This is a genomic window from Piscinibacter sp. (assembly GCF_050175855.1).
Classification (GTDB): Bacteria; Pseudomonadota; Gammaproteobacteria; order Burkholderiales; family Burkholderiaceae_C; genus Piscinibacter.
The window spans coordinates 1-17,321 of sequence record NZ_JBFXIO010000010.1 but is presented as its reverse complement, the minus strand read 5'-3'; the positions used below and the strand labels follow the sequence as shown (position 1 = coordinate 17,321).

The 17,321-nt window shown below is 70.4% G+C and carries 15 protein-coding genes; 8 read left to right on the top strand and 7 right to left on the bottom strand.

Annotation, left to right across the window (positions count from 1 at the left end; genetic code table 11):
* Window positions 1-145: 145 nt before the first annotated feature.
* The 6 genes from AB7U92_RS01905 (at window position 146) to AB7U92_RS01880 (ending at window position 6,161) form a co-directional block, all read left to right on the top strand.
* Window positions 146-1,138 carry a TerC family protein gene (locus tag AB7U92_RS01905; RefSeq protein ID WP_428574159.1) on the top strand — a complete coding sequence of 331 codons (993 nt, stop codon included), beginning with the start codon at window positions 146-148 and terminating at the stop codon, window positions 1,136-1,138.
* 199 nt (window positions 1,139-1,337) lie between these two features.
* Entirely contained in the window at window positions 1,338-2,024 is a 687-nt protein-coding gene (locus AB7U92_RS01900) for an energy transducer TonB (protein WP_428574157.1), read from the top strand.
* Window positions 2,021-2,773, top strand: a complete 753-nt coding sequence (locus AB7U92_RS01895) for a MotA/TolQ/ExbB proton channel family protein (protein WP_428574155.1) — start codon at window positions 2,021-2,023, stop codon at window positions 2,771-2,773. Before AB7U92_RS01900 ends, AB7U92_RS01895 begins: the two co-directional genes overlap by 4 nt.
* Window positions 2,774-2,787: 14 nt before the next feature.
* A complete protein-coding gene (locus AB7U92_RS01890) occupies window positions 2,788-3,207 on the top strand; it encodes an ExbD/TolR family protein (protein WP_428574153.1) in 420 nt (139 codons plus the stop codon).
* Window positions 3,208-3,215: 8 nt separating this feature from the next.
* Window positions 3,216-5,459, top strand: a complete 2,244-nt coding sequence (locus tag AB7U92_RS01885; protein WP_428574151.1) for a TonB-dependent receptor — start codon at window positions 3,216-3,218, stop codon at window positions 5,457-5,459.
* 276 nt (window positions 5,460-5,735) lie between these two features.
* Entirely contained in the window at window positions 5,736-6,161 is a 426-nt protein-coding gene (locus AB7U92_RS01880; protein WP_428574149.1) for an SWIB/MDM2 domain-containing protein, read from the top strand.
* A 71-nt stretch (window positions 6,162-6,232) separates the two neighbouring features.
* Here AB7U92_RS01880 and AB7U92_RS01875 read toward each other — a convergent pair whose 3' ends face one another.
* The 5 genes from AB7U92_RS01875 to AB7U92_RS01855 form a co-directional block, all read right to left on the bottom strand.
* Window positions 6,233-7,096 (bottom strand): amidohydrolase family protein, encoded by an 864-nt coding sequence (locus AB7U92_RS01875; RefSeq protein WP_428574147.1) that lies wholly within the window; start codon window positions 7,094-7,096, stop codon window positions 6,233-6,235.
* 5 nt (window positions 7,097-7,101) lie between these two features.
* Window positions 7,102-7,707 (bottom strand): 2-hydroxychromene-2-carboxylate isomerase, encoded by a 606-nt coding sequence (locus AB7U92_RS01870; protein ID WP_428574145.1) that lies wholly within the window; start codon window positions 7,705-7,707, stop codon window positions 7,102-7,104.
* Between the two features lie 68 nt (window positions 7,708-7,775).
* Window positions 7,776-10,706 carry an excinuclease ABC subunit UvrA gene (uvrA, locus tag AB7U92_RS01865; RefSeq protein ID WP_428574143.1) on the bottom strand — a complete coding sequence of 977 codons (2,931 nt, stop codon included), beginning with the start codon at window positions 10,704-10,706 and terminating at the stop codon, window positions 7,776-7,778.
* Window positions 10,707-10,760: 54 nt separating this feature from the next.
* Entirely contained in the window at window positions 10,761-11,792 is a 1,032-nt protein-coding gene (locus AB7U92_RS01860) for a hypothetical protein (protein ID WP_428574141.1), read from the bottom strand.
* Window positions 11,789-12,415 carry a sigma-70 family RNA polymerase sigma factor gene (locus AB7U92_RS01855; protein ID WP_428574139.1) on the bottom strand — a complete coding sequence of 209 codons (627 nt, stop codon included), beginning with the start codon at window positions 12,413-12,415 and terminating at the stop codon, window positions 11,789-11,791. The genes AB7U92_RS01860 and AB7U92_RS01855 overlap by 4 nt, the downstream gene beginning before the upstream one ends.
* Window positions 12,416-12,569: 154 nt before the next feature.
* Here AB7U92_RS01855 and AB7U92_RS01850 point away from each other — a divergent pair, with 154 nt between their 5' ends.
* A complete protein-coding gene (locus tag AB7U92_RS01850) occupies window positions 12,570-14,027 on the top strand; it encodes a vWA domain-containing protein (RefSeq protein WP_428574137.1) in 1,458 nt (485 codons plus the stop codon).
* A gap of 9 nt (window positions 14,028-14,036) precedes the next feature.
* Entirely contained in the window at window positions 14,037-14,417 is a 381-nt protein-coding gene (locus tag AB7U92_RS01845; protein ID WP_428574135.1) for an Ig-like domain-containing protein, read from the top strand.
* A 12-nt stretch (window positions 14,418-14,429) separates the two neighbouring features.
* Here the strand turns inward: AB7U92_RS01845 and recQ are convergent, their stop codons facing one another.
* Window positions 14,430-16,277: a DNA helicase RecQ gene (recQ, locus tag AB7U92_RS01840; RefSeq protein WP_428574133.1), complete on the bottom strand. Its 1,848-nt coding sequence runs from the start codon at window positions 16,275-16,277 to the stop codon at window positions 14,430-14,432.
* Window positions 16,278-16,316: 39 nt separating this feature from the next.
* Complete coding sequence (locus AB7U92_RS01835; protein WP_428574131.1) at window positions 16,317-17,258, bottom strand: hypothetical protein; 942 nt, start codon at window positions 17,256-17,258, stop codon at window positions 16,317-16,319.
* Window positions 17,259-17,321 lie beyond the last annotated feature (63 nt).

The window sequence follows — 17,321 nt, the reverse complement described above, 5'->3', positions numbered from 1 at the left end:
CGTCGGTGGCCGCCAGGCTGCCGGCCGGGCTCGCAGTCCGCCGGGGTGGAAACCACTCCTCGGACCCCCGCAAGACTCTTCGGCACCCCTCGCGGCAGCGCGTCTGCCGGATCGTGTGCTTGAAAAACTTCAAGGGAGTCTTGCCATGAATACCGTGGCCCCGGATTGGCTGTGGGCGTTCTTCATCGTGTCGGTGCTGGTGGCACTGTTCGTCGACTTCGTCGTGCTCAAGAAGCAGGGTGCGCACGAGGTCACCGTGCCCGAGGCGGTGCGCTGGTCGATCGTCTGGGTGGCGCTCAGCCTCGCCTTCAATGCCCTCTTCTGGTGGGCGCTGAAGACGCATGAAGACCCGGCCGTCGCCGCCGAGGCGAACACGCGCGCCTTCGAGTTCCTCACCGGCTACCTGATCGAGAAGTCGCTGGCCGTCGACAACATCTTCGTGTTCCTGATGATCTTCACCTACTTCTCGGTGCCGCCGGCGTACCAGAAGCGGGTGCTGATGATCGGCATCATCGGCGCGATCGTGCTGCGCACCGTGATGATCCTGGTCGGCGGCCTGCTGATCGCCAAGTTCCACTGGATCCTGTACGTCTTCGGCGCCTTCCTGCTGCTGACCGGCATCAAGATGTGGTGGGCCGCCGGCAAGGAGCAGGACCTCGAGGACAACCCCGCGCTCAAGCTGCTGCGCCGCTTCATGCCGGTGTCCAAGAGCTTCGACGGCGAGAAGTTCTGGACGGTGGAGAACGGCAAGCGCATCGCCACCCCGCTGCTGATGGTGGTGGTGCTGGTGGGCATCACCGACGTGATCTTCGCGGTCGACTCGATCCCGGCGATCTTCGCGATCACCGACGACCCGTTCATCGTGCTGACCTCGAACATCTTCGCCATCCTCGGCCTGCGTGCGATGTTCTTCCTGCTCGCCGCGATGGCCGCGAAGTTCCACCTGCTCAGCTACGGCCTGGCGGTGATCCTGGTCTTCATCGGCACCAAGATGCTGCTGATCGACGTCTACAAGATCCCGGTGCTGGTGTCGCTCGGCGTCGTCGTGGGCATCCTGGCCATCACCATGGTGTGGAGCGTGCGCACCGCGCCCAAGCTGCCGGAGCCCAAGCCGAAGGCGCTGCCGCAGGCGAACTGAGCGCCCCGTGCTCGACCGCAAGGGCCCGCTTCGGCGGGCCCTTTCTCTTGCGTGCGCCGCCGAGCAGCTCGCCAACGACGCGCAGCAAGGCCCGGCGTCGCAATGCCTCTCTTCGTGAAGGAGCGTTGCTCAATATACAAATGAGAATGATTCGTGTTAAGCTGCGCAACCAGCGACAGCCTTGCTCCACGAATCCGCCGTGCCCTTCGCCTCCCGCCAAGACGAGATCCCGCCCGCGCAACGCCGCGCGGCCGTGGCCACCATCCTCGCGCTGCACGTGGCGGCCGCCTGGGGCTTGCTGCAGGTCGACGCGGTGCGCAGCGCGGTCGTCGAAGCCGCACCGCTGTTCGTCGAGCTGATCGCGCCGCCGGTGCCGGAGCGCCCGCCCGAGCCTCCGGCGCCGCCGCCCCCGTCGCTGACGCCGAAGCCCCCCCCGCCGCCGGCCCCGGTGATCGCCGCCGCGCCTCGCATCGAGGCACCGGCCGCCTTCGTCGTGCCCGAATCGCCGCCCGAGCCGGCACCGCCCGCGCCCCCCGAACCGCCGGTGGTGGTGGTCGCCGCGCCGGCGCCCCCCGCGCCGCCGCCACCGCCCGCCGCCCCGCGCGAGCTGCCGGCCTCGGCGATCCAGTACCTCGAGCCGCCCGAGCCCGTCTACCCGCGCGCCTCGCGCCGCCTCGGCGAGGCGGGCCTCGTGGTCGTGCGCGTGTTCGTCGGCGCCGACGGGCTGCCCAAGCAGCTGCAGGTCCTGCACTCCAGCGGCTTCCTCCGCCTCGACGAGGCCGCGCTGGAAGGCGTGCGCCGCGCCCGCTTCATGCCGCCCACCGAGAACGGCAGGCCCACGGCCGGCTGGGCGCGCATCCCGATTCCCTTCGAACTGGAGAAATGAACGTGAACCCTGAATCGACACTGGGCTTCGGCCACTTCATCGCGCAAAGCGATGCGGTGGGCAAGACGCTGCTGGCCGTGCTGGTGCTGATGTCGGTGCTCTCGTGGCTGATCATCGCCCTCAAGGGCCTGACCCTGGTGGCACGCCGCCGCCGCAGCCACGCCTTCCTGAACTTCTTCTGGAACGCCACCTCGCTGGAGGCGGTGCAGCACGAGATCGCCACGCACGGCTCGCACGATCCGTTCTCGCACCTGGCCAGCCACGCGATGCAGGCGCAGTCGCATCACGCGCGCTACGGCGCGGCCAAGCTGGAGGAGGCCGGCACCGCCAGCGACTTCGTCACCCGCACCATCAAGAAGGTGCTCGACGAGGAGACCACGCGGCTGGAGAACGGCCTGGCGGTGCTCGCCACCGTCGGCGCGACGGCGCCTTTCGTCGGCCTCTTCGGCACGGTCTGGGGTGTGTACCACGCGCTGGTGGCGATCGGCATGAGCGGCGCGGGCACGCTCGACAAGGTGGCCGGCCCGGTGGGCGAGGCGCTGATCATGACCGGCCTCGGCCTCGCGGTCGCGATTCCTGCGGTGGTGGGCTACAACTGGCTCACGCGCGCCAACCGCGTGATGCTGTCGCACCTCGACGCCTTCGCCTACGAAGTGCACACCTTCGTCGCGATGGGCCAGCCGCTGGCCGCGGCCGACGCGCCGCCCGCCCCGCCGGTGCGTGCGGTCTCGCCGCGCGCGGCGGCCTGAGCGAGGAGCGCGCGATGGCCTTCGCCAGCTTCGATTCGCAGCGCACCGGCGCACCCATGTCGGACATCAACATGGTGCCGCTCATCGACGTGATGCTGGTGCTGCTGGTGATCTTCATCGTCACCGCGCCGCTGCTCACCCACGCCGTCAAGCTCGAGCTGCCGCGCGCCAGCGCGCAGGTCAACCAGGCCAAGGCGGACAAGGTCGACTTCGCGATCGATGCCGCCGGCGCCCTGTACTGGAACGGCGAGTCGGTCACGCGCGAAGAGGCCAACGCCCGGTTCGCCGCGGCGGGAGCGCAGCAGCCGCAGCCGGAGATTCATCTGCGTGCCGACCAGGCCGTGCCCTATCGGCACGTGGCGCGCACGCTGGCCGACGCTTCGCGCGCCGGACTGAGCAAGGTCGGATTCGTCAGCGACCCCGAGAACCCCTGAGGAGGACCATGAAGAAGAACGCCCTGCCGGCATGGGCCGGCACCCTCGCGCTCGCCCTCGGCAGCGCCCACGCCCAGACCGCCGCACCCGAGGACGGCAAGGACACGACCCTGCCGCCGATCAAGGTCAAGGCGCAGGCCGAAACCACCGGCAAGGACAGCGTGCGTGCCACCGAGACGCGCATCGGCAAGGGCCAGCAGGAGCTGCGCGACATCCCGCAGTCGATCACCGTGGTCACCGAGCGGCTGCTCGACGACCGCAACCTCGACACGATGAAGGAAGCGCTCAAGAGCACCGCCGGCATCACCTTCCAGGCCGCCGAAGGCGCCGAGGAGGACATCCGGCTGCGCGGCTTCTCGCTGCAATCCACCGGGGACATCTTCCTCGACGGCATGCGCGACCCCGGCTTCTACGAGCGCGACGCCTTCAACTGGGACCGCCTCGAGGTCATCCGCGGCTCGGCCTCGATGCTGTTCGGCCGCGGTTCCACCGGCGGCGCGGTCAACCAGGTGAACAAGCAGCCGATGCTGCTGAACCAGAACGAGGTCTCGGCAACGCTGGGCAACGGCAGCTTCCTGCGCGCCACCGGCGACTTCAACCTCAAGACCGGCGAGAACGCCGCGGTGCGGCTAAACGCGGTGGTGAACCAGGCGACCCAGGGCGGCGACAAGATCGACAAGATCGGCATCGCACCGACCTTCCGCTGGGGCATCGGCACGCGCGACGAGCTCTCGGTCGGTCTGTACCGCCTGCAGTACAAGAACGGCATCAACTACGGCTTCCCGTGGTTGCAGGGCCGGATCAACGAGGCCTTCGAGCCCGACGCCTACTACGGCGCGGCGAGCGATTACCGTGCCGGCGGCACCGACCACGGCACCCTGACGCACGTGCACCGCTTCGATGCCCGCAACGAGCTGCGCACGGTGCTGCGCGTGGCGCGCTACGCACGCGACCAGCGCGCCAGCGCGATCCGCTTCTGCGGCCCGCAGGTCAACAACCAGACCGGCGTGATCACCCCCAACGCCAACTGCCCGACGCAGCTGACGCCGGTGGCGCAGTTCACCAGCATCGGGCCGGACACGGTGCTCAATCGCGGCAGCAACAACAAGATCCAGGACATGGACAGCGTCTACCTGCAAAGCGACTACAGCGGCAAGTTCGAGGCCTTCGGCCTCAAGCACGCCGTGCTGTCCGGGGTGGACATCGCGGTCGACGACTTCAACCGCTACGCGGCGGTCACGCCGGCCGGGGTGACCATCGCCAAGCCGCCAACCACCTTCGGCACGCCGGGCGACAGCGGCGCGGTCGACGAGGGCCTGCGCGAAATCCGCCGCAGCCAGACCTTCGACGCCAAGGCGATCGGCGTGTACGCACAGGACATGGTCGAGGTCGCGCCGGCCTGGAAGCTGCTCGCCGGATTGCGCTGGGACCAGCTCGACGGCACCTACCGCACCTTCGCCACGGCCAACCTCGGCGGTACCAACACCACGCCGCCGGGCACGCAGACCGCCGAGCGTGGCCGCAAGGACTCGCTGTGGAGCCGCCGTTTCGCGGTGCTGTTCCAGCCCACCGAGGACCAGTCCTACCACCTCTCCTACGGCACCTCGTTCAACACCTTCGGCGACGCTTACTCCTTCGACCCGAAGGGCTCGAACACGCCGCCGGAGGCCAGCCGCAACATCGAGCTCGGCGGCAGCATCGACTGGGCGAAGGGCCGCTTCACGACGCGCTTCGCGCTGTTCCACTCGACCAAGTACAACGAGCGCAACACCGACGAGGACAGCGTCAGCCCCGACAACTACATCCTCTCCGGCCAGCGCCACGCCGCCGGACTCGACCTCGACTTCGCCGGCCGCATCACGCCGGCCTGGGAGTTGTTCGCGGCCTATGCATGGATTCCCTCCGCCGAGGTCGACAAGGGCACGCTGGTCGGCGGCGAGACGGTCGGCTCGCGCCCGGCGCTCACGCCGAGGCACTCGGGCTCGCTGTGGACGACCTACCGGCTCTCGCCGGCGTGGCGCGTGGGCGGCGGCCTGACGGCGCGCAGCGGCACGCGGCCGGCGCTGTCGCAGATCTACGCACCGAAGTTCGTGGTCGGCGACCTGATGGCCGAGTACACGGCGGGCAACGTGGCGGTGAAGCTCAACGTCACCAACGTGGCGGACAAGCTGTATGCGGACGAGCTCTATCGCGGCCACTACATCCCGGGCCAGGGCCGCACGGTGCAACTCACCACCAGCGTGAAGTTCTGAATCACCACGAAGTGCATCGCGTGATGCACTTCAAGGGCCTTGCGCGCTCCCTGGAAGCTCCCTGGGAGCGCCCTAGGAGCGCCCCAGGTGACGCTTGAGCGCGACAAAAGCGCGCTTTCCCTCGACAAGATCAACGCTGCACGAGTGAAAACTGCTTCTCAATGCAGCAGTGACGCTATACCATTCGCTCCGCACGGTGCTATGGAGAAATGAGGTTCCACGCGAGCCTCGCCCATCCCGGGCACATCAATCAGACTTTTGATGGAGAGAATCAACATGGCAACTGCGAAGAAGGCTCCCGCCAAGAAGGCGGCAGCGAAGAAGGCCCCGGCCAAGAAGGCGGCCCCGGCGAAGAAGGCCCCGGCCAAGAAGGCGGCCCCGGCCAAGAAGGCTCCGGCCAAGAAGGCGGCGCCGGCGAAGAAGGCGGCTGCGAAGAAGGCTCCGGCCAAGAAGCGCACCCCGAACGCCGCGTTCCTGAAGCCGATGACCCCGAGCTCCGCCCTGGCCGCGATCATCGGCGACAAGCCGCTGCCGCGTACCGAGGTGACCAAGAAGGTCTGGGAGTACATCAAGAAGCACGGCCTGCAGGACAAGATCAAGCGCACGCTGATCAACGCCGACGCCAAGCTGAAGGAAGTCACCAAGCAGGCTCAGGTCTCGATGTTCGAGCTGACCAAGTACGTCAACGCCCACCTCAAGTGAGCGTCGCTGCCGCGGCTCCAGCGAGCCGCGCAGCTTCTGGAAACCGGCCCTCGCGGCCGGTTTTTTCGTTTCTAGGGTGTCGGCGGCAGGCCGAACAGGCGCGCACCGTTCTCCCAGGCAATGCGCCTGGCCGCGGGCTCGGGCAAGTCGGCCAACCATCTCCGCGCGTCGCTCATCAGCCCTTCGTAGCCAGCCCAGCGCGCGTTGATCCAGGTGTCGGAGCCGACGAGGAAGCGGTCGCTGTGCGCCGTCAGCAGCGCCTTCCACTCGGCACTCAGCCCACCGCCCGATTCGGTCAGCCCGGGCCGGTACGACAGCTCGCCCATCAGCTTCGGGTACTTCTGCATCAGCGCGCGCACGCGCTCGGCCGGTGCGCCGCCGATGCCCGTGTGGGCCCAGATCAGCCGCGCGTTCGGCGCATGGGCCATCAGCAGGTCGATCGCGCTGTCGTCGACGTGGGCGAGCACCGCCAGGTCCTTTGCCTGGGCCAACTGCATCAGCTTCTTCGCCACCGGGCCATTGGCGTTGGCGCTGTCGTAGAGGTGGAACTCACCGAGGCCGCGGTACGGGCCCGCCGCGGTGCCGGCGGCGAGCTCCTTGAGCACCATCTCATGGATCGTCTCGTCCTGGAACCAGCCGGTGTAGTCGGCACGGTTGCGGTACAGCCGGATGAAGGGCACCACCGTGACGCCCGCGGCGGCGGTCTTCTCGCGCGCGCTGGCCAGCGACTTCGTGCCGTCGTTGGGCCGGCTGTTGGCGATGATGGCGCGCACGCCGCTGCGCTGCATGCGGCCGAGCGCATCGTCGACCGGATGCGCCGACATCCAGGCCTCGTCGTTGTAGTGCAGGTGGGCGTCGAAGATGGGGCCGTCGTAGCGCTGCGCCTGCGCGGCGCTGGCGGCCAGCACGATGGCGGCGAACAGGGCGCGGCGCATGTCGCTCAGCCCTTCGCCAGGCGGCGCTGCAGGAAGTCGAGCCGGTCCTGCCCCCAGAAGATCTCGCCGTCGACCACGTAGCTTGGCGCGCCGAACACGCCGGCGTCGATGGCGCGCTGGGTGTCGCGCTCGTAGCGCAGCTGAACGGCCTGGCTTTGCGAATCGTCCAGGCGCTGCGCCGGCAGGCCTTCCTCGGCGAGCATGGCCGCCAGGTCGCGCGCATCGGCGATGTTGCGTTCGTCGACCCACACGCCGCGCAGGATGCGGCCGGTGATGCGCATCGCGGCGTCGGTGCCGTCGTGCATGTCGACCGCGATGATCAGCTTGGCCGCATCTTCCGGGTTGACCGGGAAGTATTTCGGCTGCAGCACGATCGGTGCGCCGAGGTAGTCGCTGAAGCGCTTGAGCTCCACCAGCCGGTAGGCCTGACGCTGAGGCGCACGCTTGGCCAGCGGCAGCCCGCCGGAGACGGGAAAGACCTTGCCGCCCAGGTCGACCGGCAGCACATGGATGGTGGCGCCGGCCGCCTTGGCGATCTGCGCGAAGCGCTCGTGGCCGAGATAGACCCACGGCGAGTTGGGCGCGAAGTAGTAGTCGACCGTGATGGCCATGCGGATCTCCTGCGGGCGTTGTCGGACCGGCGCAGTCTAGCCACGCCGGGCAAGACCCTGCGCCGGGCTCAGTCGCCCAGCAGCGGTGCGAGGTAGCGCCCCGTATGGCTGGCCGGGTTGGCGGCCACCTCTTCCGGCGTGCCCTGGGCGACCACCATGCCGCCGCCCGCGCCGCCTTCCGGCCCCATGTCGACGATCCAGTCGGCGGTCTTGATGACATCGAGGTTGTGCTCGATCACCACGATGGTGTTGCCGGCGTCGCGCAGCTGGTGCAGCACCTTCATCAGCAGGTCGATGTCGGCGAAGTGCAGCCCGGTGGTCGGCTCGTCGAGGATGTACAGCGTGCGGCCGGTGTCGCGCTTGCTGAGTTCCAGCGCCAGCTTGACGCGCTGCGCCTCGCCGCCGGACAGCGTGGTCGCGCTCTGGCCGAGGCGGATGTAGCCCAGGCCCACGTCGAGCAGCGTCTGCAGCTTGCGCGCGATGTTCGGCACGGCGGAGAAAAAGGCGTGGGCGTCTTCCACCGTCAGGTTCAGCACCTCGGTGATGTTCTTGCCCTTGTAGAGCACCTCCAGCGTCTCGCGGTTGTAGCGGCGGCCGTGGCAGACGTCGCAAGGCACGTAGACGTCGGGCAGGAAGTGCATCTCCACCTTGATCACGCCGTCGCCCTGGCAGGCCTCGCAGCGACCCCCCGCGACGTTGAAGCTGAAGCGCCCCGGCCCGTAGCCGCGCTCGCGAGCCGCCGGCACCTCGGCGAACAGTTCGCGGATCGGCGTGAACAGGCCGGTGTAGGTGGCGGGGTTGGAGCGCGGCGTGCGGCCGATCGGGCTCTGGTCGACGTTGATGACCTTGTCGAACGCCTCCAGCCCGTCGATCGCCTCGTGCGGTTCGGCCTCGGTGTGCGCGTTGTAGAGCTTGCGCGCCACCGCGGCGTACAGCGTGTCGTTGACCAGCGTGCTCTTGCCCGAGCCGGACACGCCGGTGACGCAAGTGAAAAGCCCGACCGGGATGTCGACGCTGACGTTCTTCAGGTTGTTGCCGCGCGCGCCGACGATCTTCAGCACCTGCGGGTCGGTGCCGTCGGCCAGCGTGTGGCGGCGTTTGGGCACCGGGATGCGCAGCGTGCGCGCCAGGTAGCGGCCGGTCAGCGAGTCGGGGTTCGCCGCCACCTCGTCAGCGGTGCCCTGGGCAATCACCCGCCCGCCGTGCACGCCGGCGCCGGGGCCGAGGTCGATCACGTGGTCGGCGGCGCGGATGGCGTCCTCATCGTGCTCGACCACCAGCACGCTGTTGCCGAGGTCGCGCAGGTGCCGCAGCGTGCCGATCAGGCGTTCGTTGTCGCGCTGGTGCAGCCCGATGCTGGGCTCGTCGAGCACGTACATCACGCCGGTCAGGCCCGAGCCGATCTGGCTGGCCAGTCGGATGCGCTGCGCCTCGCCGCCGGAAAGCGTGTCGGCCGAGCGGTCCAGGCTGAGGTAGTTCAGGCCGACATCATTGAGGAACTTCAGCCGCGAGCGGATCTCGCGCACCACCTTGTCGGCGATCTCGGCCTTGGCACCTTCGAGGGTCAGCTGCTCGAAGTAGGCGAGGCACTCGCGCAGCGTGAAGTGCTCGACGCGGTAGATCGGCTCCTTCGGCGCATCCTTGTGCTCGCGGCCGTTGACGAGGAAGACATGGCGCGCCTCGCGCCGCAAGCGCGTGCCTTCGCAGTCGGGGCAGGGCTTGGCGCTCTGGTAGCGCGCCAGGTCCTCGCGCACCGCCGGCGAGTCGGTCTCGCGGAAGCGCCGCTCGAAGTTCGGGAGGATCCCTTCGAAGGGATGCCAGCGCTTGACCACCCGCTGCCGGCCCTTGGTGCCCTCGGCCTGGTAGACGAACTCGACGTCCTCGCTGCCGGAGCCGTAGAGCAGCACCTGCCGCGCCTTCCTAGTCAGCTCCTCGAAGGGCGTGTCGATGTCGAACTCGTAGTGCCGCGCCACGCTCTCGAGCAGCGAGAAGGTGTAGGCGTTGCGCCGGTCCCAGCCCTTGACCGCGCCGCTGGCCAGGCTCAGCGACGGGAAGGCGACCACGCGCTCGGGGTCGAACACCGTCACCTGGCCGAGGCCGTCGCAGCTCGGGCAGGCACCCACCGGCGAGTTGAACGAGAACAGGCGCGGCTCCAGCTCGGGCAGCGAGTAGCTGCACACCGGGCAGGCGAACTTGCTGGAGAACAGGTGCTCGGTGCCCGTGTCCATCTCCAGCGCGATGGCGCGGCCTTCGGCGATGCGCATCGCCGCCTCGAAGCTCTCGGCCAGGCGCTGCTGCAATCCGGCCTGCACCTTGACGCGGTCGATGACGACGTCGATGTCGTGCTTCTCGGCCTTCTTCAGCTTCGGAACATCGGCGGCCTCGTACGCCGTGCCGTCGACGCGGAAGCGCACGTAGCCCTGCGCCTGCATGTCCTGGAACAGTTCGGCGAACTCGCCCTTGCGGTCGCGCACCACCGGCGCCAGCACCATCAGCTTGGTGCCCTCGGGCAGGGCGAGCGCCGCATCGACCATCTGGCTCACGCTCTGGGCCTGCAGGGGCAGGCCGTGGTCGGGGCAGAAGGGCGTGCCGGCGCGGGCATAGAGCAGGCGAAGATAGTCGTGGATCTCGGTGACGGTGCCGACCGTCGAGCGCGGGTTGTGGCTGGTCGCCTTCTGCTCGATGCTGATCGCCGGCGACAGGCCCTCGATCACGTCGACGTCGGGCTTGTCCATCAGCTGCAGGAACTGCCGCGCGTAGGCCGACAGGCTCTCGACGTAGCGGCGCTGGCCCTCGGCATACAGCGTATCGAAGGCCAGGCTGGACTTGCCCGAGCCCGACAGCCCGGTGATCACCACCAGCCGGTGGCGCGGGATGTCGAGGTCGATGTTCTTGAGGTTGTGCGTGCGCGCCCCACGCACGCGGATCGCGTGCGTGTTGTCATCCTGGACACGGATCACCGGCGATTCCGGAACGAAGGACGCGGGAGGTTTCGACATCGACGGCGCGGGCGGCAAACCGCCCATGATAGCGACGCGCGCCGTGGCGGCCGGTCAGGGGCCCAGGGCGTCGAGCGAGGACTGCAGCGCCGCGAGCTGCCCGCGCGACAGCTCCACCGATTCGTCCTTGCCGCCGCGGGTGAGCTGCATCCCGGCCGGGCCGATGCGCAAGATGGCGCGCACCACGCCGTCGCGGGTGAAGCGCAGCGTGGTCGTCACGGCGCCACCGGAGCCCTTGCCGTACTGCCACGACGGCCGCGCGGTGCGGTCGGCCTGGGCGATCCACTCCTGCATGGCATCGTCCATCGGCCGGGGTTCGCCGTCGTCGCGCTGCCAGGTCCAGGTCTCGGGCTTGCGGCGGATCTCGAAGCGCAGGTTGCTCAGGCTGGGCGTCTCGATGCCCGACGCGGCCGGGGCAGGCGCCGTGGCCTGCGCCGGCGCGGGTGCGGCAGCGGCCATGCGTGCCGCCGGCGCTTCGCGTCGTTCGGCGGAAGCGAGTTCTCGCGCGGCCATGTCGTTGGCGGCTGCGGGCGCGGCGGCCGGAGCCGGCGGCGCGGCCTGCACCGCCGGCGCCTCGGGCTTGCGCGCCTTCGGTGGTTCCGGCGGCGGCGGCGCAGGCGCGGCCGGTTCGGCCGCACGCTTGGCCGCCTCCGGCAGGCCCGGGGCTTCGCGGGCTCGCTCGAGCGGTACGTCGGCTGCGGTCGTGGCCGGCGGCGCCGCGGCCACCGTCTCCTCGCGCGGCGGCAGCGCCTCTTCGATCGGTCGGCCCATCCACATCACGCCGACCACGGTCGACAGGAACACCACCGCGAAGCCCGCCGCCACCGGCGGACGCATCAGCCAGGCCCACAGCGAAGCGAGTGCGCCGCCGCCGGCCACGGTGCCCGAGGGCAGCGAGGGCGCGGCATGGTGCACCGCCGCGGGCTTGCGCTCCTCGCGCGGGGCGACGGCGGCGCGGCCCATGCGCAGGATGGTCTCGTTGAGCTTGGGCGGCGGCGCAGCGTCGGCATCCGGCGCGTGGCGCAGCGCCTCGCGCAGCCAGGCGTCGCGCGGCAGGTCGGCGTTGTCGTCGCGCGGCTCGCTCATCGCCCCGACTCCGGCGCGAGGTACGCACCCATGCACGCGCGCAGCTTGGCCATCGCGTAGCGCAGCCGCGTCTTGGCGGTCTCGAAGCCGACCTCCAGCGCATGCGCCACCTCGGCCAGCGCGAGGCCGTCGTCGTGGTGCAGCAGGAAGGCGCTGCGCTGCGCCAGCGGCAGTTCGTCCAGGCAGGCGAGCAGCTTCTCGCCGGCGCGGCGCCAAAAGGCCAGCTCGTCGCCGGCCAGCGTGGCCGAAGCGGGCGCCGGCCAGTGCTGCCAGGCATCGCTGTCGGGCTGCCACGGCTCGTCGTCCTCGCCCTCGTGGGCGTCGAGCGCCACTTCGCGGCCGCTCCGCCGCAGCAGGTCGATCGCGCGGTGGTGCGCCAGCGTGAACAGCCAGGTGCGGAAGCTCGCGCCCTGCGGCTGCCAGCGCGCGCGGGCCTGCACCACGCGCAGCCAGGTGTCCTGGAACACCTCGTCGACCTGCGCCGCATGGGCGCTGCCGAGCAGCCGGCGCACGAAGCGGTACAGCGCCAGCCGGTGGCGCTCGTAGAGCTGCTCGAACGCCGCGGCCTCGCCGCGGGCGTAGGCCGCCATCAGCGTGTCGTCGTCCTCGGGGCTGGCACTCATCGGTTCGGGAGTCTGCCTCATCCGCTGCTGATACGGCCGGCGGGCGGCCGCGGGGTCATTTCGATTTGTAGCGGCGACGTTGGCCGCCGCTTCACCCCATTCATGCCGATCGCCCGTATCACGCCCTGTCCCCTCACGAACCAGGAGCATGACGATGGGAGCTTCCCGATTCCTTTCCACGCTGGCGCCGGCCACCGCGGCGTTGGCCCTGCTGGCCGCCTGCGCGGTGGCCGAGACGCCGCAGGCCCATGCCGCCAGCGGCGCCTGGCCACCGCCATGGTCCGACGACGCGCCAGCGGCGCAGGACTTCGGCATGCCGCGCTTCGAGCCGCCCTCGGCCAGCCACTGCCAGCGGGCGCCAAGCACGCGCGAAGTGTCCGGCGGCCAGAGCTGGAACGAGAGTCGCAAGCGGCGCGGCCCGGCTGAAGAACGCGCCGAGGTGGCCCGCGAGGCGCTGGCCGATCGAAGCGCCGAGGCGGCCAAGAGCATCGCCCCGGCGGCGCCGCCCGCTGCCGCTGCCGTGCAGTCGCTGCCCGCTCCGATGCCCAGGCGCATCGCACCGCGCCACGCCATCGTCACCGCCGGCATGGTCGACGACAACGCCGACTTCGGTGAATACCTGGCCTACCGCCAGCGCAACGCGGGCCTGCCGGTGCGCGATCGCGACGTGGCCGAGCGCTACCTGCTGGAAGTGACCGATGCCGCCGGCCGGCCCGTGCACGACGCCGAGGTGGCCGTGCAGCGCGCCGGACAGCACGAGCCGGTGGCCTGGGCGCGCACCGACACCGCCGGGCGCGTCTGGCTGCATCCGCGCGCCTTCCTTGCACCGGGCCGCGACGACAGCGCGCTCGGTGTCGCCGTGCGCAAGGGCTCGAGCTGGTCGCGCACGACGCTCGTGCGCGGCGAGCAGCGCGCCGCGCTGCAGGTGCGCCTTGGCCAGGCCAGCGTGGTGCAGCGGCCGCGGCTGGACCTGGTGTTCCTGATCGACGCCACCGGCTCGATGGGCGACGAGATCGCCAAGCTGAAGGCCTCGATGCACGCGATGTCGCAGCAGATCGCGCAGCTGCCCGGTCAGCCCGACATCTGCTACGGCCTGGTGGCCTACCGCGACCGCGGCGACGCCTTCCTCACCCGCACGCACGACTTCACCGACGACCTCGGCGCCTTCCAGGGCGTGCTCGGCCGCGTGCAGGCCGGCGGTGGTGGCGACACGCCGGAGGCGCTCAACGAGGCGCTGCACGAGACCGTGCACCGGCTGAGCTGGCGCACGCAGGCGGCGCGCATGGTGGTGCTGGTGGCCGATGCGCCGCCGCACCTCGACTACGGCGGGCCGCAGTACGACGGCGACATGCAGGCCGCGCTCGCCAAGGGCATCAAGCTGTTCGCCGTGGGCGCGAGCGGGCTCGACCCGGTCGGCGAATACGTCTTCCGCCAGATGGCGCAGTACACCGCCGGGCGCTTCGTCTTCCTGACCTACAAGGACGCCGCCGACCCCGGCAGCGGCCCGGGCACGCAGACGCCGCACGACGTGCGCGGCTACTCGGTGCAGACGCTGGACCGGCTGATCGTCAAGCTCGTCGGCGACGAACTCGCCCGCCTGCCGCGGGGGTAGCATGGCGGCATGAAGCGTCTTGCCAGCCTCGCCGCCACGCTGCTGCTCGCCGGCTGCGGCGGCGGGCTGTACATCGGCTGGGGCGACTACGACGACGATGGCGTGCCCTCGGTGAGCATCACCACGGCGCAGACCAGCGTGCCGGCCGGCGGCACGCTGCGCGTGGTGGCCGCGGCCTCCGACGACGACAGCGGCATCGACGAGGTGGCCTTCTACCGCGTCGACGGCGCCGGCGACACGCGCCTCGGCAGCGACGGCAGCGCGCCCTACGAGTGGAACGTGCCGGTGCCGGCCGACGGGCGCACCACGGTCAGCGTGTTCGCGCTCGCGCGCGACGGCGCCGGCAACACCGCGACCAGCAACCGGCTGACGGTCGTCGTCACGCCCTGAAGCGAGGCCGGCCTACGCCGCCTCGTCGAGCACGCGCAGGATCTCGCGGCCGTAGGCCTCGAGCTTCTTCGCGCCCACGCCGCTGATGCCGCCGAGCTCGCCGAGCGAGGCGGGCCGGCTGCGCGCCATCTCGGCGAGCGTCGCGTCGTGGAAGACGACGTAGGCCGGCAGGTTGTGCTCGCGCGCCACCTCGGCGCGCCAGGCCTTCAGCGCGGCGTAGCGGCGCTGGCCTTCGTCGTCGAGCGCGATCGGTGCGGCCTTGTCCCTGGCCGCACCGGCCCGGGCGACGCGCCCGCGCTTCGGCGCCTCGCTCGGCACGCGCAGCAGCAGCTGCACCTCGCCGCGAAGCACCTCGCGCGCGCTGTCCATCAGCTCCAGCGTGTTGTATTCGCCCTCGGCGCGCAGGTGGCCGAGCGCGATCAGCTGGCGCAGCACGCCGCGCCACTGCTGCTCGCTCAGATCGGCGCCGATGCCGAAGGTCGACAGCGATTCATGCCCGTACTGCGCCACCTTGTCGGTGCGCTTGCCGCGCAGCACGTCGATCAGGTGCCCGGCGCCGAAGCGCTGACCACGGTTCTGGTGGAAGCGGTAGACGCAGCTCAGCGCCTTGCGTGCCGCTTCCGTGGCATCCCAGGTGGCCGGCGGGTTCAGGCAGTTGTCGCAATTCCCGCAGGGCTGGCTCTCTTCACCGAAGTAGGACAGCAGTCGCACGCGCCGGCAGTCGTGCGCCTCGGCCAGTGCGAGCAGGGCGTCGAGCTTGGCGCGCTGGCCGCGCTTGAACTCCTCGTCGGCCGGGCTCTCGTCGATCATGCGGCGCTGGTTCACCACGTCGGCCAGGCCGTAAGTCATCCAGGCATCGGCCGGTTCGCCGTCGCGGCCGGCGCGGCCGGTCTCCTGGTAGTAGCTCTCGATGTTCTTCGGCAGGTCGAGGTGGGCGACGAAGCGCACGTCGGGCTTGTCGATGCCCATGCCGAAGGCGATGGTGGCCACCATCACCGCGCCCTCGTCGCGCAGAAACTTGTCCTGGTGCCTTCGGCGCACGTCGGCATCCAGCCCGGCGTGGTAGGGCAGGGCCGGGATGCCCTCGTCGTTCAGCCAGGCCGCGGTCTCCTCGACCTTCTTGCGCGACAGGCAGTAGACGATGCCCGCGTCACCCTCGTGCTCGTCGCGGATGAAGCGCAGCAGCTGGCGGCGTGCGTCGTCCTTCTCGACGATGGCGTAGCGGATGTTCGGCCGGTCGAAGCTGCTGATGAACACCTGCGCCGACTGCAGCTGCAGCCGCTCGATGATGTCGGCGCGGGTGAGGTCGTCGGCGGTGGCAGTCAGCGCGATGCGCGGCACCTCGGGGTAGCGCTCGTGCAGCACGCTCAAGCCGAGATAGTCCTCGCGGAAATCGTGGCCCCACTGGCTGACGCAGTGCGCCTCGTCGATCGCGAACAGGCTGAGCAGCCCACGCTCGTGCAGCGAGTCGAGCTGGGCGAGGAAGCGCGGCGTGGTCACGCGTTCCGGCGCGGCGTACAGCAGCACGAGGCGGCCCGACATCATCTCGCGCTCGATCTTCTGCGTTTCCTCCAGCGTGAGCGTGGAGTTGAGGAAGGCGGCGTGCACGCCGGCTTCTTCGAGCGCGCCGACCTGGTCGTGCATCAGCGCGATCAGCGGGCTGACGACGATGGCCACGCCCTGCTCGCGGCGGTGCCGCACGATGGCCGGCACCTGGTAGCACAGGCTCTTGCCGCCGCCGGTGGGCATCAGCACCAGCGCGTCGCCGCCGGCGCTCACGTGGTCGACGATGGCGGACTGCTGGCCGCGGAAGGCGGGGTAGCCGAAAACGGTGTGAAGGACGTCGAGCGCAGCGGACACGCCCGCGATGCTACGCGAGCGCGCCGCCGCGGCCGGCACTCAGCCCGCCTCCGCGCCGATGTCCGCGCTGGTGAAGGTCCAGGTGCGGTCGATCGTGCCGTTCGCGCCCCAGTCGGCCGTCACGGTCAGCGTGCCCGGCACCACGCTGATGCCGATGATGTTGTTGGGCAGCGTGATGGTCCAGCTGCCCTGGGTCGGCACGCCGTTGGCGTCGAAGCTCACCGCCCCCTGGGTGGCGGTGGTGATCGTCCAGCTGCCGTTGGGCAGCTGCGCGTTCATCGTCACCGTGCCGCTGCGGGTGCGCGCGCTGATCGTGCCGCCGGTGGTGGTGATCACGCGGGTCTGGTCGACGTTGCTCAACGTGAAGGTGCTGGTGCGGGTGTTGCGCAGGCTGTTGACCGTGATGTTCGGCGAGGTCCAGCGGTGCGTGGTCGTCACCACGCCGGCGCCGTTGTCGGCCACCAGCTCCGACAGCGTCGAACTGCCGTTGAGCGTGAGGGTGCGCAGAGGCAGTGCGATCTGCAGGTTCTGCGTCGACGTATTCACCTCGGTGCTGCCGGCCGCCGCCGTGACCACCGTCAGCGTGGTGGTGCCGGTGAGCGCCGCGGCGCCGGCCGCGCCGCGGCAGTCGGTGTAGGTCAGGCTGTAGACCTCGCCGGCATCGAGCTGGCCGTTGGTGACCGAGCCGATGCTGCCTCCGGTCACCGTGAACACGGCGGTGCCGCCGCCGGCGCAGGCAAAGGTCTGGCTGGCGGTACCGCCAGCCACCACGGCGCGCGTGGTCGAGAGCACCGTGGCCTGGCCTTCGACGCTGTCGGCGGGCAGCACGGCGCTGTTGGCGCTCATCGACTCGGCCTGCAGTTCGCTGACGGCGCCGAGCGGAGCGCCGGCGTCTTCGCCGCCGCCGCCACAGGCGGCAAGCAGGGCGAGCGCGGCGGCAGCGGCCACGGGGGCGAGGCGATGGAAGGGAATGCGTTTCATGCAAGGCTCCTGGGTGGGCGGGAGGATGGGAAAGGATCGGTTCATCGCTGCGGCCGGCACTCG